Origin of the sequence: Actinomadura verrucosospora (assembly GCF_039540335.1) — a bacterium.
GTDB classification, from domain to species: domain Bacteria; phylum Actinomycetota; class Actinomycetes; order Streptosporangiales; family Streptosporangiaceae; genus Spirillospora; species Spirillospora verrucosospora.
The window spans coordinates 1-23,204 of sequence record NZ_BAABEV010000012.1; the positions used below are offsets into that span (position 1 = coordinate 1).

Genomic DNA, 23,204 nt, shown 5'->3' on the forward strand with positions numbered 1-23,204 from the left:
GGGGCGCGGCCCGGGCGGGCGCGGCGGTGGCCGGACCCGCGCAGCCAGCGCGGCAGCGTGCGGTCGAGGAACCCGAACGCGGTGTCGCGGTCGCGCAGGTGCACCAGCAGGAGCCCGCCGGGCTTCAGCGCCGCGACGAACCGGTCGAGCACCAGTTCGGCGTGCGGGACGCGCTCGATCAGGTACGAGGCGTGGACGATGTCGAAGGCGCGCGGCGGCAGCGGGACGGTGCGCAGGTCGCCGAGGTGCCAGGCGTCGAGGTCGGGCCGCTCGCAGGTGTAGGCGCGCAGCTCCGGGGACTCCAGGTCGACCCCCGTGACTTCGCGCTCGCGGTCGCCGAGGTCCAGCCCCGTCCCCCAGCCGCAGCCCGCTTCGAGGATGTGGATCCGCTGCAGGGGCTTCTCTAGGGCGTACTGGCGGGCGCGTTCTGAGAAGAGATCGCCGCCGTTGACCGGCGACGTACGCAGATCGGTCACAATCTCGCAGCGTAATCGCTTGGCTGCGCTCCGTCCGCTATTTGCCTTTTCTTGGTGACGGCCGTGTCGCCGTCCTCGCCGGTCAGGGTGCGGACGGCGGGCCGCGTGCCCGGGCGGGCGCCTTCGGCTCCGCCTGAACGAGCGTCGTCCGGGGCGCGTACGCTGGTACGCGGTACCGGGTCCGGCTGGATTCCGGGTTTTCGGCCTGCCCTGCCTCGGGGTGATTGGCCATTTGTGGGCGAATATCGGGCTAATAATGACGCTTTCTGGACTTGTTGACCTTGCGTGCACCGACCCCGGCCTGCGGAGCGCGCTCACGCGGCCGCGCACGGACCGGGAGATCGTCGCACCCGCCGCGCTGTGGCCGATCCTGGCCGCCGCGCTGAGCCGCCGCCTGCGCGCGGACGGCGAGGGCGTCGTGCTCGCGGTGACCGCGACCGGCCGCGAGGCCGAGGACCTGGCCGCCGCCCTGTCGAGCCTGCTCGACCCCGAGCGCGTCGCGCACTTCCCGGCGTGGGAGACGCTGCCGCACGAGAAGCTGTCGCCTCGCTCCGACACGGTCGGGCAGCGGCTGGCGGTGCTGCGCCGCCTCGTCCACCCGGGCGCGGGCGGCCCGCCCGCCGGGGACGGCTCGGCGAAGGGCGGCGCGCTGGACGTCGTGGTGACGCCGGTCCGCGCGGTGCTCCAGCCGATCGTGTCCGGGCTCGCCGACCTGGAGCCGGTGCGGCTGGCCTCCGGCGAGGACGCCGACATGGACGACGCGGTCCGGCGCCTGGTGGAGGCCGGGTACCAGCGCGTGGACCTGGTGGAGAAGCGCGGCGAGATCGCGGTGCGCGGCGGGATCCTCGACGTGTTCCCGCCGACCGAGGAGCACCCGCTGCGGGTGGAGTTCTGGGGCGACACCGTCGAGGAGATCCGCTACTTCAAGGCGGCCGACCAGCGCTCCCTGGAGGTCGCGCAGGGCGGGCTGTGGGCGCCGCCGTGCCGCGAGCTGCCGCTGACGGAGAAGGTGCGCGAGCGCGCGAGGCGGCTCGCGCAGGAGCACCCCGCCCTGGAGGAGATCCTCGGCCGGATCGCCGACGGCGACACCGTCGAGGGCATGGAGGCGTTCTCGCCCGTCCTCGCCGAGAGCATGGAGCTGCTGACCGACCTGCTGCCGGACGGGTCGGCGCTGCTGGTCTGCGAGCCGGAGCGGATCCGCACCCGGTCGGTCGAGATGGTCCGCACGAGCCAGGAGTTCCTGGAGGCGAGCTGGGTCAACGCCGCCGCCGGGGGAGAGGCGCCGATCGACCTCGGGGCGGCGGCGTTCCGCTCGCTGGAGGAGGTCCGCGCGCACAGCGCGGAGCTGGGGCTGCCGCGGTGGAGCGTGACGGCGCTGAGCCCGCTGGCGGCGGGCGGCGCGGACGCCGAGCTCCCGGACGGCGGGTCCCTCGGCGGCGGCGCGGAGACGCTGAGCCTCGGGGTGCAGCCGGCGGAGGCGTACCGCGGCGACACCTCCCGCGTCGTCGGCGACCTCAAGGGCTGGACGGACGGCGGCTGGCGCGTCGTGCTGGTCACCGCCGGGCACGGACCGGCCGAGCGGCTCGTCCAGCTCGCCCGGGAGGAGGGCGTCGGCGCGCGGCTCGCCGACGTGGCCGGCGCGCCCGAGCCGTCGGTGGTCACCGTCACGACCGGGCTGCTGGAGAACGGGTTCACCTGGGAGTCGGTCAAGCTCGCGGTGCTGACCGAGACCGACCTGTCGGGGCAGAAGTCCTCCACGCGCGACGCGCGGCGCATGCCGTCGCGGCGGCGCGGCGGCATCGACCCGCTCCAGCTCAAGCCGGGCGACTACGTGGTGCACGAGCAGCACGGCGTCGGGCGGTACGTGGAGATGGTCAGCCGCACGGTCCAGGGCGCCACCCGCGAGTACCTGATCCTGGAGTACGCCAAGAGCGACCGGCTGTTCGTCCCGACCGACCAGCTGGAGGAGCTCACCCGCTACGTCGGCGGCGAGGCGCCCAGCCTGCACCGGCTCGGCGGCGCCGACTGGCAGAAGGCCAAGTCCCGCGCCCGCAAGGCGGTCAAGCAGATCGCCGGGGAGCTGATCCGGCTGTACTCGGCGCGGATGGCGAGCCCCGGCCACGCCTTCGCGCCCGACACCCCGTGGCAGCGGGAGCTGGAGGACGCCTTCCCCTACAACGAGACGCCCGACCAGCTCGCCGCCATCGACGAGGTGAAGGGCGACATGGAGCGGGCCGTCCCGATGGACCGGCTGATCTGCGGCGACGTCGGCTACGGCAAGACCGAGATCGCCGTGCGTGCGGCGTTCAAGGCCGTCCAGGACGGGCGGCAGGTCGCGGTGCTCGTGCCGACGACGCTGCTGGTGCAGCAGCACCTGTCCACGTTCGCCGAGCGGTTCGCGGCGTTCCCCGTCGTGGTGAAGCCGATCAGCCGGTTCCAGTCCGACAGGGAGATCGGGGAGACGCTGAACGGGCTGTCGGAGGGCTCGGTGGACGTCGTGGTCGGCACCCACCGGATCCTGTCGTCGCAGACCCGCTTCAAGAACCTCGGCCTGGTGATCATCGACGAGGAGCAGCGGTTCGGCGTCGAGCACAAGGAGGAGCTGAAGCGGCTGCGGACGCAGGTGGACGTGCTCGCCATGTCGGCGACGCCGATCCCGCGGACGCTGGAGATGGGCCTCACCGGCATCCGGGAGATGTCGACGATCCTCACCCCGCCGGAGGAGCGCCACCCCGTCCTGACGTTCGTCGGCCCCTACGAGGAGAAGCAGATCGCCGCGGCGATCCGCCGCGAGCTGCTGCGCGAGGGCCAGGTGTTCTTCGTGCACAACCGCGTCCGGTCCATCAACAAGGTCGCGGCGACCCTGGCGCGGCTCGTCCCGGAGGCGCGGATCGCGGTCGCGCACGGCCAGATGAACGAGCACGAGCTCGAGAAGGTCATGGTCGACTTCTGGGAGAAGAACTACGACGTCCTGGTCGCGACCACGATCGTGGAGTCCGGCCTGGACGTGCCGAACGCCAACACCCTCATCGTCGACCGCGCCGACATGTACGGGCTGTCGCAGCTCCACCAGCTGCGCGGCCGCGTCGGGCGCGGCCGGGAGCGGGCCTACTCCTACTTCCTCTACCAGCCGGAGCAGCCGCTCACCGAGACCGCGCACGAGCGGCTCGCGACGCTGGCGCAGCACACCGAGATCGGCGCCGGCATGTACGTCGCGATGAAGGACCTGGAGATCCGCGGCGCGGGCAACATCCTCGGCGCCGAGCAGTCCGGCCACGTCGCGGGCGTCGGGTTCGACCTGTACGTCCGGATGGTCGGCGAGGCGGTGCGGGAGCTGAAGGAGGGCGGCGGCGAGCCCGAGGCCGTCGAGACCAAGGTCGAGCTGCCCGTCGACGCGCACCTGCCGCACGAGTACGTGCCGGGCGAGCGGCTCCGGCTGGACGCCTACCGGCGGATCGCCGCGATCACCTCCGAGGACGAGATCGGCGCCGTGCACGACGAGCTGAAGGACCGGTTCGGTCCGCTGCCCGTCCCGGTGCTGAACCTGCTGGAGGTCGCCCGGTTCCGGGCCAAGGCCCGCAGGGCGGGGCTGAGCGACGTCACCCTCCAGGGAACGTTCGTCAAGTTCGCGCCCGTGCACCTGCCCGACTCCAAGCAGGTCAGGCTGCAGCGGCTGTACCCGAAGAGCATCCTGAAGCCGGCGACCGACACCCTGCTCGTGCCCGCGCCGAAGACGGCGGTGCTCGGGGGCCGTCCGCTGCGTGACCAGGAGCTGCTGAAGTGGGCGACCGACCTGGTGGACGCCCTGTTCCTGGAGTCCGCGGCGCGGCGCTAGGCTGGCGCCGCCCCGATCGAGCGACGAGACGAGGAATCCGTGCCTGGTAAGTCCGTGAAGGCGGCGGTGGCGGCCGTGCTGGCGGCCGCCGCGCTGGCCGGCTGCGGCGGCTCCCCGAAGGTCGGCACCGCCGCACTCGTCGGCGACGACCGCATCACCGTCAGCACCCTCAGCCAGACCGTCCGCGACTGGCGCGAGCAGTTCCGCTCCGACCCGGCGGCCAACGAGCTGCGCGCCAACCCCGCCAACCCGGCACCGCAGGTCGCGGGCGACTCCGAGTCCGACCTGCAGGGCGCGCTCACCCTGCTGATCAACTTCCGGGTCGCCGACCGGGTGGCGCGCCGGGCCGGCGTCGAGGTGACCGGAGGGCAGGTCGACGGCGCGCTCCAGGCCCTGGACCGCCAGGGCGGGGCCCAGTCGATCACGCTGGCGAGCGGGCTGCCCCGCGCGCACTCCCGCGACCTCGCCCGGCTGGTGGCGACGCAGCTGGCGGTCATGCAGCGGTTCGGCGCCGACCTGAACAACCGGCTGAACCCGGCGACCGAGCAGGCCGGGCGGCAGTGGAACGAGCTGTTCCAGCGCACCGCCGCCGGCATGCACATCAAGGTCAACCCGCGCTACGGGCACTACGACCCCGCCAAGTTCGAGGTCGCCCCGATCGTCTACCGGCTGTCCAGCCCCGATTCGGGTATCTGAGGCCCATGAGCCTCACCCTGCTGGCGACCACGCACCGGGTCGCGCCGGGCCTGCTGACCTGGCGGGCCTGGGACGCGCTCCGGTCGGCCGACGCCGTCCGCCTCCGGGACGGCCATCCGCTGCTGCCCGCGCTCCTCGACGCCGGCGTCGTCCCCGACCTCGTGGAGGAGCCCGACCCGGCGCTCCTGGTGGCCGACGCGCGGCGCGCGGACGTGCTGTGGGTGGCCGCGCCCGAGGGCGACGAGGCGCTGATGCGCGGGATCGGGGCCCTGGTCGTCGACGACCCGCTGGACGTCGAGGTGCTCCACGGCTCCTACGACCTGCCGGGCGCGCGGCTGCTCGACCTGGTGTCGGTGATGGACACGCTGCGCCGCGAGTGCCCGTGGGACCGCAAGCAGACGCACACGACCCTCGTCCCGTACCTGCTGGAGGAGGCCTACGAGGTCCTCGACACCGTCGAGGCCGGCGACTACGGCGCGCTCCGCGAGGAGCTGGGCGACGTGCTGATGCAGGTGGCGTTCCACTCGGTGGTGGCCGCCGAGCGCGACGACGGGACCGGGTTCACGATCGACGACGTGGCGGGCGCGATCGTCGACAAGCTCGTCCGGCGGCACCCGCACGTGTTCGGGGACGTCACCGTCTCCGGCGCCGACGAGGTCAACGCCAACTGGGAGCAGATCAAGGCGGCCGAGCGCGCGGAGAAGAGCGGCGCGGAGGCCTCGGCGCTCGACGGCGTGCCGATGGGCCAGCCCGCCCTGTCGCTGGCCGCGCAGCTGCAGCGCCGCGCCGCGCGCATGGACGCCCCGTCCGGGCTCGCCGAGGGGCTGGCGGAGGAGGCCGGAACCGAGCTGGGCGGACGCCTGTTCGCGCTGGTCCGGGAGGCGGGTGAGCGAGGCGTGGACGCGGAGTCGGAGTTGCGCGCCGTTTCCCGGGTATTCCGGGACCGTGTCCGGACCTGGGAGCGGCGCGACGCCTGATTCGGGGGATAACGGGCGGAACCTCACCAATGGGGTGGTCCGCTCGGGAAGGCCCGTCTACTCTGAGCGCGTGCCGACCGAGGCCGGAAATGACGCAGGGGATCCCGGGCCGGGAGCCCCCGCGGCGCGGCGCCGCCGCCCGCGCCGCCTGCTGACCCCGTCGACGACCCGCGCCGAGAAGGTCCGCGCCGTGCGCGGGCTCGGCGCCTTCGGCGGCCTGGCCGGGCTGCTCGTCGCGCTGATGCTGCTGCCGACCGCGTGCACGGCGGGCGTCGGCGCCCGCGACGCCGCCGGCTGGTTCGAGGCCGAGCCGGACGGGCTGACGACCTCCGGCGTCCCCCAGCGCTCGAAGATCCTCGCCGCGGACGGCTCCACCCTCGCCACGTTCTTCTACCAGAACCGCGTCGACGTCCCCTTCAACAAGATCGCCCCGGTGCTGCGCCAGGCGGTGCTGGCGATCGAGGACAGCCGCTTCTACGAGCACGGGGCCATCGACGCGCAGGGCACCCTGCGGGCGCTCGCCAGCAACCTCAGCAGCGGCCAGGTGACGCAGGGCGGCTCCGGCATCACCCAGCAGTACGTGAAGAACCTGCTGCTCACCCAGGCCGACACCGACGCCGAGCGGCAGGAGGCCCGGGAGGTCTCGGCCGCCCGCAAGATCCGCGAGCTGAAGTACGCGGTGGCGCTGGAGAAGCGGTTCACCAAGGACGAGATCCTGCGCCGCTACCTCAACATCGCCTACTACGGCGACGGGGCCTACGGCGTCGAGGCGGCGTCGCGGCACTACTTCTCCAAGCACGCGTCGGAGCTGACGCTGCCCGAGGCGGCGCTGCTCGCCGGCGTCGTCCGCTACCCCTACGCCTACGACCCGATCCGCCATCCCGGCTCGGCCCGGGAGCGCCGCGACACCGTGCTGACCCGGATGGCCGAGCTCGGCTGGCTCGACCCGGCCAAGGCGGCCGCGGCCAGGCGGGCGCCCGTCCGGCTGGACGTCGACAACGTGCGGAGCGGCTGCGTCACCAGCGACGCCCCGTTCTTCTGCGACTACGTCCAGCGCGAGATCCTCACCGACCCCGTGTTCGGCAAGACGGCCGAGGACCGGGAGAAGCTGCTCAAGCGCGGCGGGCTGACGATCCGCACCACCCTGGACCGGCGCGCCCAGAAGGCCGCGCAGCGCGCCGTCGACGGGCACGTCCCGCCGAAGAACTCCGCGCACAAGGCCGCCGCCGAGGCGATGGTGCAGCCGGGCACCGGCGAGATCAAGGCGATGGCCGTGGACCGCGAGCTCGGCCCCGACCGGGACCGCGGCAAGACGTGGATCAACTTCGCCGCCGACGCCAGCCACGGCTCCAGCATCGGCATGCAGGCCGGGTCCACGTTCAAGGCGTTCACGCTGGCCGCGGCGCTGGACGAGGGCATGCCGTTCGGGACCCGGATGATGGCGCCGCGCGCCTACACGCCCGTCGGCTACCGCAACTGCGACGGGGACCGCGTCGGCGACCCGTCCGCCTCCCTGCGCAACTCCGCCGACGGCGAGGGCGGCCGCCAGTTCAGCCTCGTCACCGGGACGCACCACTCGGTCAACACGTTCTTCCTCGCCCTGGAGAAGAAGGTCGGCCTCTGCGACACCGTCAGGATGGCCGAACGGCTCGGGATGAAGCAGGCGAACGGCAAGCCGCTGGAGCAGTACCCGTCGTTCACGCTGGGCTTCAACCCCGTCTCCCCGCTGCGGCTCGCGGCGGCCTACGCGGCGTTCGGGGCCCGCGGCCGGTACTGCGAGCCGATCGCGATCCGGGAGATCCGCGCCGCGTCCGGCCGCAGGCTGAAGGTGCCGGGGCGCCACTGCGAGCGGGCGATGGACGAGGGCGTCGCGGACGCCGTCAACTACGTCCTGCGCGGCGTCCTGACCAAGGGCACCGCGCGCGGCATGGGCCTCGGGCGCGACGCCGCCGGCAAGACCGGGACCGTCGACAACTTCTCCGCCGCCTGGTTCGCCGGGTACACCCCGGACCTTGCCGCGGCCGTGTGGGTCGGCGACCCGCGCGGCGGCTACAGGCACCCGATGGAGAACCTGTGCATGGACGGCCGGTGCTACGGCTCGGTGTTCGGGGCGACGATCCCGGCGCCGATCTGGCGGCAGAGCATGCTCGGGGCGCTGTCGCACACCGAGCCGGGCTCGTTCCACCGGCCGCCGTCGCGCTACTTCAGCAGGGGCTCGGGCGAGGACCGGGCCAGGGTGCCGGACGTGCGCGGTATGAAGCCGGGCGAGGCCGCCGCCCGGCTCCGCGCCGCCGGGTTCAGGGCCCGGATCGGCGCGCCGATGGCCTCCCGCCGGTTCCCGAAGGGCACCGTCGCCGGCATGTCGCCCTCGTCGGCCGAGCCGGGCGGCACCATCACGCTGCACGTCAGCAAGGGCGCCGGGCGCGGGCCCGGCGGCGGGCCCGGCGGCGGGCGCAGGGGAGGCGGCCACCCCACCGTGCCGCCCGCCACGCCCACCCCGGAACCCGGCGGGCCGCCCCAGCAGGCCCCTGCGTGACCCGCGTCCCCGCGTGACCTGCGCCGACGTGTGATCGTCCGGTCGCGGGGTAGATCGACACGGGAAGATCGACAGCGGGACGCGACGCCCGCGCTGATCCGTTTCGGGGGACGATCGTCATGCGAGCCATCGCCGTGTCGGAGTACGGCGCCACGCCGGCGCTCATGGACCTGCCGCGCCCGGAGCCGGGGCCCGGCGAGATCCTGGTGCGGGTGATCGCCGCCGGGCTGAACCCGCTGGACTGGAAGATCGCCGAAGGCATGCTCAAGGACTCCGTCGACGTGCCGTTCCCGCTGATCCTCGGCCGGGACGGCGCGGGCGTCGTGGAGGAGGCCGGCGAGGGCGTGACCCGGCTGCGGCACGGCGAGCAGGTCTACGGGGCCTTCGCCATCGTGGAGCGCGGGCTCGGCAGCTACGCCGAGTACGCCCTCGTCCGCGAGGACGGCCCGGTCGCGCGGATGCCGCAGGGGATGATCTACACGCAGGCCGCGGCGGTGCCGACCGCGAGCGCGACCGCGCTCGCCATGGTCGACCAGGCGCGCATCGACACCGGCCAGACCGTTCTCGTGGTGGGCGCGACCGGCGGCGTCGGGCAGAGCGCGGTGCAGCTCGCGTCCCGCGCGGGCGCCAAGGTCATCGCGACCGCGCGCGACGACATGGCGGGCACGATGCGGCGCCTCGGCGCGGACGAGACGGTCGACCACTCCGCGGGCGACCTCAACCGGCAGGTGCTCGCCGTCCACACCGACGGGATCGACGCCGTCCTCGACACGGCCAGCGACACCCGGTCGGCCGAGCACCTCGCGCAGCTGCTGCGTCCCGGCGGGACCTACATCTCCACCACCTGGTCGGTGAACCCCGACTCCCTGGAGGCGAAGGGGCTGCGCGGCGTCAACTTCCAGACGCAGCCGTCCGCCGAACTGCTGGACCGCCTCTCCGACCTCATCGACGCGGGCGCGCTGCGCGTCCGCGTCGAGCGGGAGGTCCCGCTGGAGCGGGCGGCCGACGCCCTGGCCGACAACCGGCTGGGCGGCGCGCGCGGCAAGACCGTCCTGCGCATCTGACGGCCCCGCCGAGGTGAGGACGGCCCGGGCGCGGGCATGCAGAGCCGGAGGAGGAGACACATGAACCAGAGTGAGACCGAGGACGACCGGCGCGCGCGGCTCCGCGACATCGAGGAATCCCTGAAGCGGCTGCGCGCGGACCTTCCCGCACCGTCCGGCGACCCCACGGACATGGTGGACTCCGGTCAGTACCTCGCCCAGCGCGAGGAGCTGCAGGGGCAGATCGACCTGCTGGAGGCCGAGCGCGAGCGGCTCCGCGCCGATCTCGGGATGACCTGAGCGCCCGGGGGCGGCCGGGCCGGGGAACAAAGCCCGGCCGTCCCCGGTTCCGCAGGCATGACCACCTACGAGGAGTTCGAGCGCGCGACGCTGTTCTTCGACGCCCGGGACTACGCGGGCGCTGCGCGCATGCTGGCCCCGATCGTCGACGGCGACCCGGGCAACCGCGCCGCGGTCGAGCTGCTCGGCCGCGCCTACTTCCACAGCGCCCAGCTCGGCCGCGCCGAGGAGACGCTCCGCCGCCTCGTCGAGCTCGACCCGGGCAACGGCTGGGCCTACGAGGCACTGGCCCGCACCCTGGAGCGGCGGAGCCGCCCGGACGAGGCCCGCGCCTTCCGCAAGCTCGCCCGCGCCATGGGTGTCGAGCCCACCGCGGAGATCGAGGTCTCCGTGACCGCCGCCGACCTGGCCTGACGTCCCGTCCCGAGGTAGCCGTCCCCGCGGGGGACGGCTACCTCGGGACGTCGTCGCTGGGGAGGCGCAGGACGAAGCGGGCGCCGGGGACGCCGTCGATGCGGTCGGTGAGGATCAGCGACCCGTGGTGCGCCTCGGCGATGTCGCGGGAGATCGCCAGGCCGAGGCCGGTACCGCCGGCGTCGCGGTGCCGGCCCTCGGCCAGCCGCGCGAACCGCTCGAACACCCGCTCGCGGTCGTCCGGCGGGACGCCCGTGCCGTCGTCGATCACCTCGACCACCGCGGTGGCGGGCTTCTCCGTGCGCAGGATCACCGTCACCTCGCCGGCGGCGTGCCGGTCGGCGTTGTCGATGAGGTTGGTCAGCAGCCGCGCCAGGTCGCTGCGCCCGCCCCGCACCACCACGGGGCCCTCCGCGAGCACCGTCACCTGGACGCGGCGGGGACGGCGCAGCACCTCCTGGTCGGTGATCTCGGTCAGGTCCACCCGCTCCATGGGGGAGGCGGTGCGGTCGGCGTCGAGCCGCGCGAGCGCGAGCAGGTCGTCCACCACCGCCGACAGCCGCTCGGTGTTGACCAGGACGGCGCGCAGCGCGGCGGGGACGTCGGTGTCCTCGGGGGCCGACAGCGCCAGTTCCAGCTCCATGCGCAGCGCGGTGAGGGGGCTGCGCAGTTCGTGCGACACGTCGGAGACGAACGCGCGCTGCCGCGCGACCGCCTCCTCCAGACGGTCCAGGGTGGCGTTCACGCTCTCGGCGAGCCGCCCCACCTCGTCGCGGCGGTGCGGCTCCGGCACGCGGCGCTCCAGGTCCGTGGCGGTGATCTCGTCCAGCTCGCGGCGGATCCCCTCGACCGGGAGCAGCGCCCGGTTCACCGACAGCCACGTCCCGTAGCCGGCGAGCAGGGTGATGAAGGGGATGCCCAGCAGGATCAGCACCCCCGAGACCGGGCGCGGCAGCGGCCCCGGTGCGGGGGCGAGCGAGTTGATGAACAGCGCGTCCGGTCCGAGCCCCACCCGGCGCTCGACGATCACGAAGCAGTGGGCGCCCGGCGCGTCGATCCCGCAGACGCGGCCCACCCGGCGCTCCTCGAACGGCGGCGGCGGCGGGAACCGGACCCTGGGGCGGCCCCGCATCCGCGGGGTGGCCGCGACCACCTGGCCCTGCTGGTTCACCACCTGCTGGAGGCTGTCGGTGGTGGGGGAGATGTCCAGGGTGAGCTGCCCGGTCTCGATCGCCGTCGCCGTCCGCCGGTTGTCGCGCGCCAGCGCCCGCACGAGATCCTGGTAGGCGTCCTGCTTGAGCTGGACCAGCAGCACCGCGCTCAGCGCCGACGACAGCACGAAGGCCACCAGCGAGGCCGCCACCGTCACTCGGAACCGGATCTCCGGGTGGCGCAGCACGGCTTGCCAGATCCAGCCGCTCGGGGACGGCCGGCGGAGCCGGACGCCTATGACGACCTCCCTGGTGCGCTGCACGTCATGTCAGTACCGGGGAGTTCTTACCTGGGCAGGGCGGATCCCATCCGGGTCGGCGGGTAAAAGATTGTCAGTGTCCCTCGTCGACGCCCCAGCGGCGCCGGATCGCCCCGTCCACCAGCCCGAACAGCTGGTCGATCACGATGCCGAGGACCAGGATCATCAGCATGTAGGAGATCATGTCGGCGGTGTTGTTCAGCTCCCTGGCCTGCGACAGCAGCACCCCGAGCGAGGTCGTGTCGCCGATGACGACCAGCAGCTCGCCCGCCATCAGGCTGCGCCACGCGAACGCCCAGCCCTGCTTCAGCCCCGCCACGAACGAGGGAAGCGAGGCCGGCAGGATCAGGTGCCGGTACAGCGCGATGCCCCGCAGCCCCATCACCTTCCCCGCGCGCAGCAGGATCGGCGGCGTGTAGTCGACGCCCGTGATCAGCCCGTTGGCGATCGACGGGGCCGCGCCGAGGATCACCACGAACAGGATCGCGCTCTCGCTGAGCCGGAACAGCAGGATGGCGAGCGGGAACCAGGCGATCGACGGCATCGTCTGCAGACCGGTGATCAGCGACCCGAACGCCCGGCGCAGCACCCGGAACCGCGCCACCAGCGCGCCGGCCACGACGCCCACGGCCACGGCGAAGGCGAACCCGACGACCGCACGCCGCATCGTCAGGGCGACGGCGTCCCAGAACCGCCCCGAGGTGAGCTGGTCCCAGAACACCGGGAGCGTGTCCCTGGGGCCGGGGAGCACCCACGGCTCCTTCCAGCCGCTCCACACGACCAGCTGCCACGCCGCGAGCGCGATCAGCACGGCCGCGACGATCGGCCACGCCGCCGACCACGCCCGCTGGAGGAGCCGGGTACGCGCCGTCCCGCCGAGCTCCAGCGCGTCCAAGCCCGCCAGCTCGCGGTCGAGCCGCCTCTCGCCCTTCACCGTGTCATGCGCCATGCCGGACGACCTCCTCGCGCAGCCGGTCGGTGATGGTCCCGGCCAGGGAGGCGACCTCGGGGGAGTCGATCCGCCGCGGCCGCTCCATCGGGACGGGGAACTCCTCCACGACCCGGCCGGGCCGGCTGCTGAGCAGCACCACCCGGTCGCCGAGTCGCACCGCCTCCCTGACGTTGTGCGTGACGAACAGCACGGTCAGGGCGCGCTCCCGCCAGATCCGCTCGATCTCGTCGTGCAGCAGGTCGCGGGTCATCGCGTCGAGCGCGCCGAACGGCTCGTCCATCAGCAGGACGGTCCCCTGCCCCTCGCCGGCGTCGTCCTCGGTGAGGGCGAGGGCGCGGGCCAGCGCGACCCGCTGCCGCATGCCGCCCGACAGCTGGTGCGGGCGCCTGCCGGCGAACCCGCCGAGGTGCACCGAGTCGAGCAGCCGGCCCGCCCGGCTCCGCCGCTCGCCCCGCGGGACGCCGCGCGTCTTCAGGGCGAGTTCGAGGTTGCCGGTCACCGTCAGCCACGGGAACAGCGCGGGCTCCTGGAACATCAGCGCGACCCGCGCGCCGTCCTTGTCGATCGTCCCGGCGCTCGGGCGTTCGAGGTCGGCGACCAGGTTGAGCAGCGTGCTCTTGCCGCAGCCGGACGCGCCGACCAGGCACACGAACTCGCCGGGGGCCACGTCGAGGGAGACCTTGTCGAGCGCGAGGAGCGCGGATCCGCCGGTCCCGAACGCCTTGGAGACCTCGCTGAGGCGGACCGCCGTGTCCGCGGTCATCGGTCGCTGACCTGTGCCTTCCCGCCCGCCTTGAGCACGTCGTTGAGCGGGGCCAGGTTGTAGATCCCGTCCAGGTCGGTCTTCTCCAGCAGGCCGATCTCCTCGGCGTGCGCCGCGCCCGCGACCAGCGAGGACGCGACCGGGTCGGTGGTGAAGTCGATCTCCTTGAAGGCCGCCGTGAGCACGTCCTGCTTCAGCGGCTTGCCGCTCAGCTTGGCGAGGGCGTCGTTGGTGACCTTCTCGGCGTCCGCCTTGTTCTGGTTGATGTAGTCGGTGGCCTCGACGACGCCCTGGAGCAGCTTCTTGACCTGGTCGGGGTGCTTCTTCTCGTACTCCTGGCTGACGAGCAGGTTGGTGATGACGAACTTGCCGCCGGGCCACAGCGACTTCTCGTCGAGCAGCCGCTCGCCCTTGTTCTCCAGGATCAGCCGCGAGGCGTAGGGCTCGGGCACCCAGGCCCCGTCGATGTCGCCCTGCGCGAACGTCTGCAGCGTCTGGGCGTTCTCCTGCGGGACGACCTTGACGTCCCCGCTGCCGTCCTTGTTCGCGGTGAGGCCGTTCTTCTTCAGCCAGTACCGCAGCGCGACGTCCTGCGTGTTGCCGAGCTGCGGGGTCGCGATCTTCTTGCCGCGCAGGTCCTGGACGCCCTTGATCCCGGGCTTGACCACCAGCGAGACGCCGCCCGAGGCCGCGCCGGAGATGATGTGGACGGCCTTACCGTGCGACTTGGACCAGGCGTTGATGGACGGGTTGGGCCCGACGAACGTCGCGTCGATCGCGCCGGAGAACAGCGCCTCGACGGCGGCCGGACCGGCGTTGAACGTCGCGGTCTTCGGCGCGGCGCCGAGGTGCTTGGCGAAGATGCCCTTCTCGACGCCGACCAGGGCGGTCGCGTGGGTGAGGTTCGGGAAGTAGCCGAGCCGGAGCGGGGCCGCGTCCCCGCCGGACTCCTCATCGCCGCCGCCGCAGGCGCCGAGCGTGCCCGCTGCGACGAGAACGGTCAGTGCCACGGCGGCGACGCGCCCGCGGAGTCCACGATGCATTGGAAGTTTCCCTATCAATCAAGTCTGTTTGACCTGCTTAGTAGATAAGGCGGGCGTTCTCCGCGTCAAGTCGTCTTCCTGGCACGATGCGGTCGCCGAGGTGGAGTTGTTTCGCCACCGCCGTCCCCTATGTGCGTTTCTCTGAGGGCTACGGCGAGGCGGTTGGGCGGCGGCGGGGCCGCGCGGATAGGCTCGGTGACCGCACCGACCATCCGCACCATCAGGGGGTTCCCCGTGTCGTCGATCGAGGCCGTAATCGCCCGGGAGATCCTTGACTCCCGCGGCAACCCGACCGTCGAGGTCGAGGTGTTGCTCGCCGATGGGACCGAGGCGCACGCGGCGGTCCCGAGCGGCGCCTCCACCGGCCAGTTCGAGGCGGTCGAGCTGCGCGACGGCGGCGAGCGCTACGGCGGCAAGGGCGTCCGGAAGGCCGTCAAGGCCGTCAACGAGACCATCGACGAGAAGCTCGTCGGCTACCCCGCCTCCGACCAGCGCCTGATCGACCAGCTGCTGATCGACCTCGACGGGACCCCCGCCAAGTCCGCGCTCGGCGCCAACGCCATCCTCGGCGTCAGCCTCGCCGTCGCCAAGGCCGCCGCCGACTCCGCCGGCCTGCCGCTGTTCCGCTACGTGGGCGGCCCGAACGCGCACCTGCTGCCCGTCCCGATGATGAACATCCTGAACGGCGGCGCGCACGCCGACACCAACGTCGACATCCAGGAGTTCATGATCGCGCCGATCGGCGCGGCCACCTTCGCCGAGGCGGTGCGCTGGGGCGCCGAGACCTACCACGCGCTGAAGTCGGTGCTGAAGTCCAAGGGCCTGAACACCGGCCTCGGCGACGAGGGCGGCTTCGCCCCCGAGCTGCCGAGCAACCGGGACGCCCTCGACCTCATCCTGGAGGCGATCCGCAAGGCCGGCTTCACCCCCGGCCGCGACATCGCCCTCGCGCTGGACGTCGCCGCCACCGAGTTCCACGCCGACGGCCAGTACGCGTTCGAGGGCACCAAGCGGTCCGCCGACGACATGGCCGCCTACTACGGCGAGCTGCTCGGCAACTACCCCCTCGTCTCCATCGAGGACCCCCTCGACGAGGAGGACTGGGCCGGCTGGGAGGGCCTCACCGCCGCCGTGGGCGACCGCGTCCAGCTCGTCGGCGACGACCTGTTCGTCACCAACCCCGAGCGGCTCGGGCGCGGCATCAAGTCCGGCGCCGCCAACGCGCTGCTGGTCAAGGTCAACCAGATCGGCACGCTCAGCGAGACCCTCGACGCCGTCTCGCTCGCGCAGACCAGCGGCTACCGCTGCATGATGAGCCACCGCTCCGGCGAGACCGAGGACACCACGATCGCCGACCTCGCCGTCGCGACCAACTGCGGCCAGATCAAGACCGGCGCCCCCGCCCGCAGCGACCGGGTCGCCAAGTACAACCAGCTGCTGCGCATCGAGGAGCTGCTGGACGACGCCGCGCGCTACGCCGGCGCCGCCGCGTTCCCGCGCTTCGACGCGCAGGGCTGAGCCGCGCGGCCCGGCGGGGCGGCGTCCCCGTCCCGCCGGGCACCGGTTTCCGGCAGCCGAGCCACAGGCAGGGGACACGATGGCGCAGGGCGACGACCACGAGACCGGCCGCGGGACGCGGGGCGCCCGGGCCCGCCGTTCCAATCCGGCGCTGACGAGCCGCGCCGCGATCCTCGCGGTGGTGATGTGCGCGATCGCGCTGAGCCTCGCCTACCCTGTCCGGGAGTACATCGCCCAGCGCAAGGAGATCGCCGACCTGCGCCGCCAGGAGGCGATGTCCCGCCGCCAGGTCGAGATCCTCGCCCAGCGCAAGCAACAGCTGGGCGACAAGTCGTACATTGAGCGTGAGGCGACGCGGCGGCTCCATTACTGTCGTCCTGACGTGAAGTGCTACATCGTCCTGGACGGCGGCGAAGGCGACGGGCAGCAGTCCCGCAGGGGCGGAACGGAGACCAGACCGCCCTGGTACGAGACGCTGTGGCGGTCGGTGGAGGCCGCCGACAGGCCCCGCTGACGGTCCCTGAGGCGCGGAGGAGAACGGATCCCCGGATCCGCGGGTGGATACATGATCGATGCACGTGACACGGCCGCGGTCGCGGCCCAGCTCGGGCGCGAGCCGCGCGGCGTCCGCCGCGTGGCGGGGCGCTGCCCGTGCGGGCAGCCCGCCGTGATCGAGACGGCGCCGCGGCTCCCGGACGGGACGCCCTTCCCCACGCTGTTCTACCTGACGTGCCCGAAGGCGGCCTCGGCCATCGGGACCCTGGAGGGGAGCGGCGTCATGCGCGACATGCAGGCCAGGCTCGCCGGCGACCCGTCCCTGGCGGCGAAGTACGCCGCCGCCCACGAGGACTACCTCCGCCGCCGCGACGAGGCCGCCCGCGAGGACGGCGTCGAACCGCTTCCCGAGGGCATGCAGAGCGCCGGCGGAATGCCGGAGCGCGTCAAGTGCCTGCACGCCCTCGTCGCGCACGAGCTGGCGGTGCCGGGCGTCAACCCGTTCGGCCGCGAGGCCCTGGACGCGCTGCCCGACTGGTGGCGCTCGGGGCCCTGCGTTCAGGTCGAACCTGGAGAGACCGTCGAACCTGTCGAATCGGAACCTGAACCCGGGGAGGCGCGGTGACGCGCGTCGCGGCCATCGACTGCGGGACCAACTCGGTCCGCCTGCTGATCGCCGACATCGAGGCCGGTGGCGACGGCGAGGCCGGCGCCACGCTGACCGACGTCGAGCGCCGGATGGAGATCGTCCGGCTGGGGGAGGGGGTCGACCAGACCGGGCGGCTGTCGCCCGCCGCGCTGGAGCGCACCTTCACCGCGATGCGCGGGTACGCCGAGCTGATCGAGCGGCACGGCGACGGGCACGGGCCGGTCAAGACCCGGGTGGTCGCGACCAGCGCGACCCGCGACGCCGCCAACCGGGCCGACTTCGTCAGCGGCGTCGTCGACATCTTCGGCGTCGTCCCCGAGGTGATCAGCGGGGACGAGGAGGCCGCGCTGTCGTTCACCGGCGCCACGCGCGAGCTGGCGAAGCTGCGCCCCGCCCGCCCCTACCTGGTCGTCGACATCGGCGGCGGGTCCACCGAGATCGTGCTCGGCAGCTCCTCGGCGGACGCGGCCCGCTCCATCGACATCGGCTGCGTGCGGATGACCGAGCGGCACCTCAAGGACGACCCGCCCTCGCCCGAGCAGATCTCCAACGCCGCCGCCGACATCGACACCGCGCTCGCCGCCGTCCGCGAGACCGTCCCGGTGGACGAGGCGCGCACCCTCGTGGGGCTCGCCGGATCCGTCACCACGGTCGCCGGGATCGCGCTCGACCTGCCGAGCTACGAGCCGGCCCGCATCCACCTGGCGCGGATCACCGCCGGGCAGGTGCACGAGGTGACGCGGCGGCTGCTGCACGCCACCCGCGCCGAGCGCGCCGAGTTCGGCGTCATGCACCCCGGCCGCGTCGACGTGATCGGGGCGGGCGCGCTCATCCTCGACCGGATCATGCGCGAGTACGGATTCGGGGCCGTCGTCGTCAGCGAGCACGACATCCTCGACGGCATCGCCTGGTCGCTGTGTTGATTCAGTCCCGGCCCCCTTCGCTCGCCTTGCGGCTCGCTACGTGACCGTGCCTGGGCGAACGCGGCATCGCTTCGCGATCTGCCCGGTTCCGCTCGCCTCCGGCTTCGCTCCACCGGGCAGGTCACGCGTTCGCGGGCATAGGCCGAGACCACTTCCACACAGGCTGTGAGTTTGCTTCTGGCTGGCAAGGATGGGGATCGGCTGCTGCGGCCTTGGTCGTGACTCGAGCCAGGCCTTAATACCTGAGCCGGGACAGCAGGGCGGGGATCAGCACGGCGTTCGGGTTCTGCTGCGGGACGTAGAGCACCGGCGCGGTGCCGCCGGCCTGCTGGATCCAGACCCGGCCCCGGTCGACGGTCGCGGTGGAGATCGACGACCAGCTCAGCGATACCCGGTCGCCGCGCACGCCGCCCGGATGGACGGTCAGCCCCTGCGCCACGTCGACCGACTCGCCCGCGCGGACGCGGCCGGCCAGCTCCTCGACGAGCCGCGGCTCCGCGTGCTCCTGGCAGAGCTGGATCAACCGCCCCCAGACGCGCTCCGGCTCGCCGCCCGGCCCCGCCGCGCGGCCGGGCGCCGCACCCGGTTCGATCACCACCTCCACGCGGGGCCCGCCGCGGAACGGATGCCGCCCCGCCTGGAAGACCCACTGCGTGCCGGGGGCGTGGCCGGGGCCCGCCGGGCGCTCCGCCGCCCAGTACGCCACCCACTCCACGCGCGGCCAGGCGAGCGAGGCGTTCCCGTAGGCGACGCCCTGGTGGTCGGCGTGCAGGTGCAGGCCGCGCACGTTCACGTCCAGGGAGGGGACGGACGGGGCGCGGTCCCAGGTCGGCGCGTGCGGGGCGGTGTAGTGCTCCCCGCCGGCGGACCCGGTGCCGCCCTGCTGCTCGCGGCGCGGGAGCCGGGGCGGGCGGTCGGTCTCGGGGTTCAGCCGCTCGGTCCAGCTCTCCCCGTCCCACCAGCGCAGGCTGCCCGTGCCGTAGGGGTCGGGGTACCAGCCCGGTTGCGACACTCCTGCCTCCCGCTTCGCACAGCGCGCGTGCCGAGACACCCGCCTCCCCGACCGGCGAACGCATCGTACCGACCGGACCCGCCTCCCACCGGTCATGGGCGGAACCCGGCCACCGGCCGTGGCGTGGGACGATCGGTGGTATGCCGCCCGCCAACCCTCCGTTCGTGCCGCCCGGGTCAGGGTGGCCGGAAGACCCCGCCGCCCCCGCGACCCCCGTCGCGCACGGCGCCGGCGACGTCGCCGACCTGGCCGCCGGGGCGCCGGATCTGCACGAGCTGTGCGCCCGCCAGTCGGTGTGCCGGGCCTGCGACCGGCTCGTGGAATGGCGGGAGAAGGTCGCCGTCCAGCGCCGCCGGGCGTTCGCGGACGAGCGGTACTGGGGCCGCCCCGTCGCCGGATGGGGCGACGAGCGGCCGCGCATCCTGATCGTCGGCCTCGCCCCCGCCGCGCACGGCGGCAACCGCACCGGCCGCATCTTCACCGGCGACCGCTCGGGCGACTGGCTGTTCGCGTCCCTGCACCGGGTCGGGCTGGCGGCCCGGCCGACCAGCGTCCACGCGGGCGACGGGCAGCGGCTCATCGGCGCGCGGATGGCGGCGACCGTCCGGTGCGCCCCGCCCGACAACAAGCCGACGCCCCTGGAGCGGGCGACCTGCCTGCCGTGGCTCGCGCGCGAGGTCGAGCAGGTCGCCCCGAGCGTCCGCTGCGTCGTGTGCCTCGGCGGTTTCGCCTGGCAGGGCGTGTGGCCCGCGCTGAAGCAGGCCGGGTACGCGGTGCCGCGCCCCCGGCCGAAGTTCGGCCACGGCGCCGAGGTCGAGCTGGCTCCGCCGCCGTCGGCGTCCCGGCGCGACCCCGTCCTGCTCCTGGGGTGCTACCACCCGAGCCAGCAGAACACCTTCACCGGACGCGTCACCGAGGAGATGCTGGACGCGGTGTTCGTCCGCGCCCGCGACTTCCACTAGGCCGGAGGGGGCGCGGCGAGGGGCGGACGCCGGGCCGTCCCCTCCGACGACGTGCGCCCGGCGTTCGAGCCGCTCCCACCGCACCCCGCGAGAGCGGTCAAGGCCGCGACGCCGATGGTGCCCCAGATGATTCGTGGCATCGCTTCCCCCTGAAAGCCGTCCCACGAAGAGTTCGACTGCGAGGCAGGGCCGTGGCCAAGCGGCCGCGGCGCGGCGGACCGGCCCCTGCACCGGTCCGCCGCCCCGCGACCGCTTGGCGCCCCCGTCGGGCCCTGACCTCGCGGTCTCCCTCTTGGTGGTACATCGGATGAGATGTCGGGCGCGCCGCGGAAGTTCGCACCTCCCCCCAAGACGTGAGGCAGCGGCAGAACCGGGTATCGCTCCGGATATGCCAACCCAGCGCACGAAACAGATCGTGATCGTCGGCGGCGGATACGTCGGCATGTACACGGCCCTGCGCCTGCAGAAGAGGCTGCGCGGCGAGATGCGCCGCGGCGAGGTCGCCGTCACCGTCATCGACCCGCAGTCTTACATGACCTACCAGCCGTTCCTGCCCGAGGCCGCCGCGGGGAACCTGGAGCCCCGCCACGTCGTCGCGCCGCTGCGCAAGGTCCTGAACCGCTGCCGCATCGTGAACGGGTTCGTGACGCGGATCGACAACGCCTCCAGACGGCTCACCCTCCGCCCCGCCGGCGCGCACACCTCCGGCGTGCCGGAGCGGGACGTCGAGTACGACATGCTCGTCGTCAGCCTCGGCTCCATCTCGCGGACCCTGCCCATCCCGGGCCTCGCCGAGTGCGGGATCGGCTTCAAGACCGTCGAAGAGGCGATCTTCCTGCGCAACCACGTCCTGCACCAGCTCGACATCGCCGCGTCCAACCCGGACAACGAGGCCGTCCGCAAGCGCGCCCTCACGTTCGTGTTCGTCGGCGCCGGGTTCGCGGGCGTCGAGGCCATGGCCGAGCTGGAGGACATGGCCCGCGACGCCTGCAAGTGGTACCCGACGATCGACGAGAGGGAGATGCGCTGGATGATGGTCGAGGCCACCGACCGCATCCTCCCCGAGGTGGGCCCCGAGATGGGCCGCTGGACCGCCGAGGCCCTGCGTCGCCGCGGCATCGAGGTCAAGATGAACACGCTGCTCAAGTCCGCCGAGAAGCGGCGCATCGTGCTGAGCGACGGCGAGGAGTTCGAGGCCGGCACCCTCGTCTGGACCGCCGGCGTCAAACCGCACCCCGTCGTCAAGGAGAGCGACCTCCCCCTCGACGACAAGAGCCGTATCAGGACCACCGCCGAGCTCACCGTCGAAGGGCTCGACGGCGTCTACGCCGCCGGCGACAACGCCGCCGTCCCCGACCTCACCGACACCGGCGACTTCACCGCCCCCAACGCCCAGCACGCCGTCCGGCAGGCCAAGCGCCTCGCCGACAACATCGTGGCGGACCTGCGCGGCAAGCCCCGCAAACCGTACGTGCACGCCTACGTCGGCTCGGTCGCCGGCCTCGGCCTGCACAAGGGCGTCGCCAACGTCTACGGCCTCAAACTGCGCGGCCTGCCCGCGTGGTTCATGCACCGCACCTACCACCTGTCGCGCATGCCGACCGTCAACCGCAAGTTCCGCATCACCATGGACTGGACGCTCTCCGCGTTCTTCCGCCGCGAGATCGTTTCGCTCGGCGAACTCGAATGGCCCCGCCAGGAGTTCGAACTCGCCGCCGGACGCCAGCGTGACATCTGACAACCCGCCTTGACCGGCCGGACCGTTCCACTGGCCGAACCCGGCCGCCAGAGCTCCACAATCACGGCCCTTGGAGACGGCGGCGACAACCACTGACTCGATATGATGACGCCGCCCCTGTAGCCCAACGGCAGAGGCGGGCTCCCTAAAAGAGCCAGTGTGTCGGTTCGAGTCCGACCAGGGGCACGTGCGGCGAACCCTGCTCGCCGATCTTCTATCGGCTTCGCCTTGGCTCTCGGCGGCGGACCCTGCTCGCCGTCTTTGACGGCTTCGCCGGGGCTCGCTGTGTCCGCCCAGGGGGCGACCCCCTGGAACCCCCGATGCTCGGGCTTCGCCCTCGCGTGGGCTCGGCTTCGCCATCGCCTTCTCCTCGGGTCGGGGTCGGCGGTCGTCTGGCCCGTGCTCGGCTTCGCCTTCGCTGCGCGGGTGGGCGAGTGCTGCGGCTCGGGGGGCTTTTCGGGGGGTGTTGGGGCTGATCAACTGGGGGGTTCGCGGCTTAGACTGGTGGGTCACCTCGGCGGAAGTGGAGACCTGATGGAGAGCAGAAACCCGGCGTTCCGGGGGAGCGCCTTCGACCAGCGGGGCGGAGGGTACGGCGGGGCCGCCTATGCCGCGCCCGGGTACGCGCCGGCCGCCACCAGGACGATGACCATGGACGACGTCGTCGTCCGCGGATTTTTGACGCTCGTGACCCTGGTGGCCACGGCGGCGCTGGCCTGGGCGCTGGTGCCGACCGCGCGCGCCGCGCCCGTGCTGGTCGTGGCGCTCATCGCCGAGATCGGCATCTGGGCGTTCATCGCGTTCGGCCGCAAGGCGAACGCGGCGACGGTGCTGGCGTTCGCCGCCGTCTACGGCGTCGTCGTCGGGATCGTCAGCCACTCCTACAACGACATCTACCACGGAGTGGTCTTCCAGGCGGTGGTCGGGACGGCGCTGGCGTTCGGCGCCACCCTCGCCGTCTACGCGCTGCGCATCGTCCGGGTCACGCCCAAGTTCGCCCGGTTCGTCATGGCCGCCGGGCTCGCGCTGATCGGGCTGATGCTCGTCAACTGGGTCGTGTACCTGTTCGGCGGCGACCACGGCATCGGGATCCGCGACCCCGGCAACCCCCTCGCCTACGCCTTCAGCGTCGTCGCGATCCTCGTCGGCTGCTTCTTCCTGCTGCTCGACTTCGACGCGGTCGAGACCGGGGTGCGGACGGGCGCGCCCGAGAAGTTCGCCTGGTACTGCGCGTTCGGGCTGGTGCTGAGCCTGGTGTGGATCTACCTGGAGATCCTGCGGCTGCTCAGCTACTTCTCCGGGCGCGACTAGGGGTGAGCGTCGGCGTGTTGTGAGCCCGACGCAGTGAGGTCTCCGGTCGGCGCGCTTCGAGAAGAAGGGCCCGGGATTCCGGGCCCTTCG

General features: G+C 73.1%; 20 protein-coding genes and 1 tRNA gene. 15 read left to right on the plus strand and 6 right to left on the minus strand.

What is annotated here, in order from left to right; genetic code table 11:
- Window positions 1-476: class I SAM-dependent methyltransferase (locus tag ABD944_RS15600; protein WP_345176847.1), on the minus strand; the 476-nt coding region annotated here is incomplete at its 3' end.
- 256 nt (window positions 477-732) lie between these two features.
- Here ABD944_RS15600 and mfd point away from each other — a divergent pair.
- From mfd to ABD944_RS15635, 7 genes are all read left to right on the plus strand, one after another.
- Entirely contained in the window at window positions 733-4,311 is a 3,579-nt protein-coding gene (gene mfd, locus ABD944_RS15605) for a transcription-repair coupling factor (RefSeq protein ID WP_345176850.1), read from the plus strand.
- Between the two features lie 39 nt (window positions 4,312-4,350).
- The gene (locus ABD944_RS15610) at window positions 4,351-5,007 is read left to right on the plus strand and encodes a hypothetical protein (protein WP_345176853.1); all 657 of its coding nucleotides are present in this window, start codon (window positions 4,351-4,353) and stop codon (window positions 5,005-5,007) included.
- A gap of 5 nt (window positions 5,008-5,012) precedes the next feature.
- Window positions 5,013-5,984 carry a nucleoside triphosphate pyrophosphohydrolase gene (locus ABD944_RS15615; RefSeq protein ID WP_345176854.1) on the plus strand — a complete coding sequence of 324 codons (972 nt, stop codon included), beginning with the start codon at window positions 5,013-5,015 and terminating at the stop codon, window positions 5,982-5,984.
- 70 nt (window positions 5,985-6,054) lie between these two features.
- A complete protein-coding gene (locus ABD944_RS15620; protein WP_345176859.1) occupies window positions 6,055-8,520 on the plus strand; it encodes a penicillin-binding protein in 2,466 nt (821 codons plus the stop codon).
- Window positions 8,521-8,639: 119 nt separating this feature from the next.
- On the plus strand, window positions 8,640-9,584 hold the full coding sequence (locus ABD944_RS15625; protein ID WP_345176860.1) for an NADP-dependent oxidoreductase: 945 nt from the start codon (window positions 8,640-8,642) through the stop codon (window positions 9,582-9,584).
- A gap of 60 nt (window positions 9,585-9,644) precedes the next feature.
- On the plus strand, window positions 9,645-9,863 hold the full coding sequence (locus tag ABD944_RS15630; protein ID WP_345176863.1) for a hypothetical protein: 219 nt from the start codon (window positions 9,645-9,647) through the stop codon (window positions 9,861-9,863).
- 57 nt (window positions 9,864-9,920) lie between these two features.
- The gene (locus ABD944_RS15635; protein WP_345176865.1) at window positions 9,921-10,277 is read left to right on the plus strand and encodes a tetratricopeptide repeat protein; all 357 of its coding nucleotides are present in this window, start codon (window positions 9,921-9,923) and stop codon (window positions 10,275-10,277) included.
- 37 nt (window positions 10,278-10,314) lie between these two features.
- Here ABD944_RS15635 and ABD944_RS15640 read toward each other — a convergent pair whose 3' ends face one another.
- The 4 genes from ABD944_RS15640 to ABD944_RS15655 form a co-directional block, all read right to left on the minus strand.
- Window positions 10,315-11,751, minus strand: a complete 1,437-nt coding sequence (locus ABD944_RS15640) for a sensor histidine kinase (RefSeq protein WP_345176868.1) — start codon at window positions 11,749-11,751, stop codon at window positions 10,315-10,317.
- A 70-nt stretch (window positions 11,752-11,821) separates the two neighbouring features.
- Entirely contained in the window at window positions 11,822-12,697 is an 876-nt protein-coding gene (locus tag ABD944_RS15645) for an ABC transporter permease (protein WP_345176871.1), read from the minus strand.
- Window positions 12,687-13,463, minus strand: a complete 777-nt coding sequence (locus tag ABD944_RS15650) for an ABC transporter ATP-binding protein (RefSeq protein ID WP_345176874.1) — start codon at window positions 13,461-13,463, stop codon at window positions 12,687-12,689. The genes ABD944_RS15645 and ABD944_RS15650 overlap by 11 nt, the downstream gene beginning before the upstream one ends.
- The gene (locus ABD944_RS15655; protein WP_345176876.1) at window positions 13,460-14,506 is read right to left on the minus strand and encodes an ABC transporter substrate-binding protein; all 1,047 of its coding nucleotides are present in this window, start codon (window positions 14,504-14,506) and stop codon (window positions 13,460-13,462) included. The genes ABD944_RS15650 and ABD944_RS15655 overlap by 4 nt, the downstream gene beginning before the upstream one ends.
- A gap of 234 nt (window positions 14,507-14,740) precedes the next feature.
- Between ABD944_RS15655 and eno the strand changes: the two genes are divergently transcribed.
- From eno to ABD944_RS15675, 4 genes are all read left to right on the plus strand, one after another.
- Window positions 14,741-16,024 (plus strand): phosphopyruvate hydratase, encoded by a 1,284-nt coding sequence (eno, locus tag ABD944_RS15660; RefSeq protein WP_345177224.1) that lies wholly within the window; start codon window positions 14,741-14,743, stop codon window positions 16,022-16,024.
- Window positions 16,025-16,103: 79 nt separating this feature from the next.
- Window positions 16,104-16,538, plus strand: coding sequence for an FtsB family cell division protein (locus ABD944_RS15665; RefSeq protein WP_345176880.1), 435 nt, complete (start codon window positions 16,104-16,106; stop codon window positions 16,536-16,538).
- A 51-nt stretch (window positions 16,539-16,589) separates the two neighbouring features.
- A complete protein-coding gene (locus ABD944_RS15670; protein WP_345176882.1) occupies window positions 16,590-17,144 on the plus strand; it encodes a DUF501 domain-containing protein in 555 nt (184 codons plus the stop codon).
- Window positions 17,141-18,091: a Ppx/GppA phosphatase family protein gene (locus ABD944_RS15675; RefSeq protein WP_345176884.1), complete on the plus strand. Its 951-nt coding sequence runs from the start codon at window positions 17,141-17,143 to the stop codon at window positions 18,089-18,091. The genes ABD944_RS15670 and ABD944_RS15675 overlap by 4 nt, the downstream gene beginning before the upstream one ends.
- A gap of 235 nt (window positions 18,092-18,326) precedes the next feature.
- Here ABD944_RS15675 and ABD944_RS15680 read toward each other — a convergent pair whose 3' ends face one another.
- Window positions 18,327-19,103, minus strand: coding sequence for a DUF2510 domain-containing protein (locus ABD944_RS15680; RefSeq protein WP_345176887.1), 777 nt, complete (start codon window positions 19,101-19,103; stop codon window positions 18,327-18,329).
- A 140-nt stretch (window positions 19,104-19,243) separates the two neighbouring features.
- Here ABD944_RS15680 and ABD944_RS15685 point away from each other — a divergent pair, with 140 nt between their 5' ends.
- From ABD944_RS15685 to ABD944_RS15700, 4 genes are all read left to right on the plus strand, one after another.
- Window positions 19,244-20,065: a uracil-DNA glycosylase gene (locus ABD944_RS15685; RefSeq protein ID WP_345176889.1), complete on the plus strand. Its 822-nt coding sequence runs from the start codon at window positions 19,244-19,246 to the stop codon at window positions 20,063-20,065.
- Window positions 20,066-20,453: 388 nt separating this feature from the next.
- On the plus strand, window positions 20,454-21,803 hold the full coding sequence (locus ABD944_RS15690) for an NAD(P)/FAD-dependent oxidoreductase (RefSeq protein ID WP_345176892.1): 1,350 nt from the start codon (window positions 20,454-20,456) through the stop codon (window positions 21,801-21,803).
- Between the two features lie 113 nt (window positions 21,804-21,916).
- Window positions 21,917-21,989: transfer RNA gene (locus ABD944_RS15695), tRNA-Leu, on the plus strand.
- Window positions 21,990-22,337: 348 nt separating this feature from the next.
- Window positions 22,338-23,114, plus strand: a complete 777-nt coding sequence (locus ABD944_RS15700) for a Bax inhibitor-1/YccA family protein (RefSeq protein ID WP_345176894.1) — start codon at window positions 22,338-22,340, stop codon at window positions 23,112-23,114.
- Window positions 23,115-23,204: the final 90 nt, after the last annotated feature.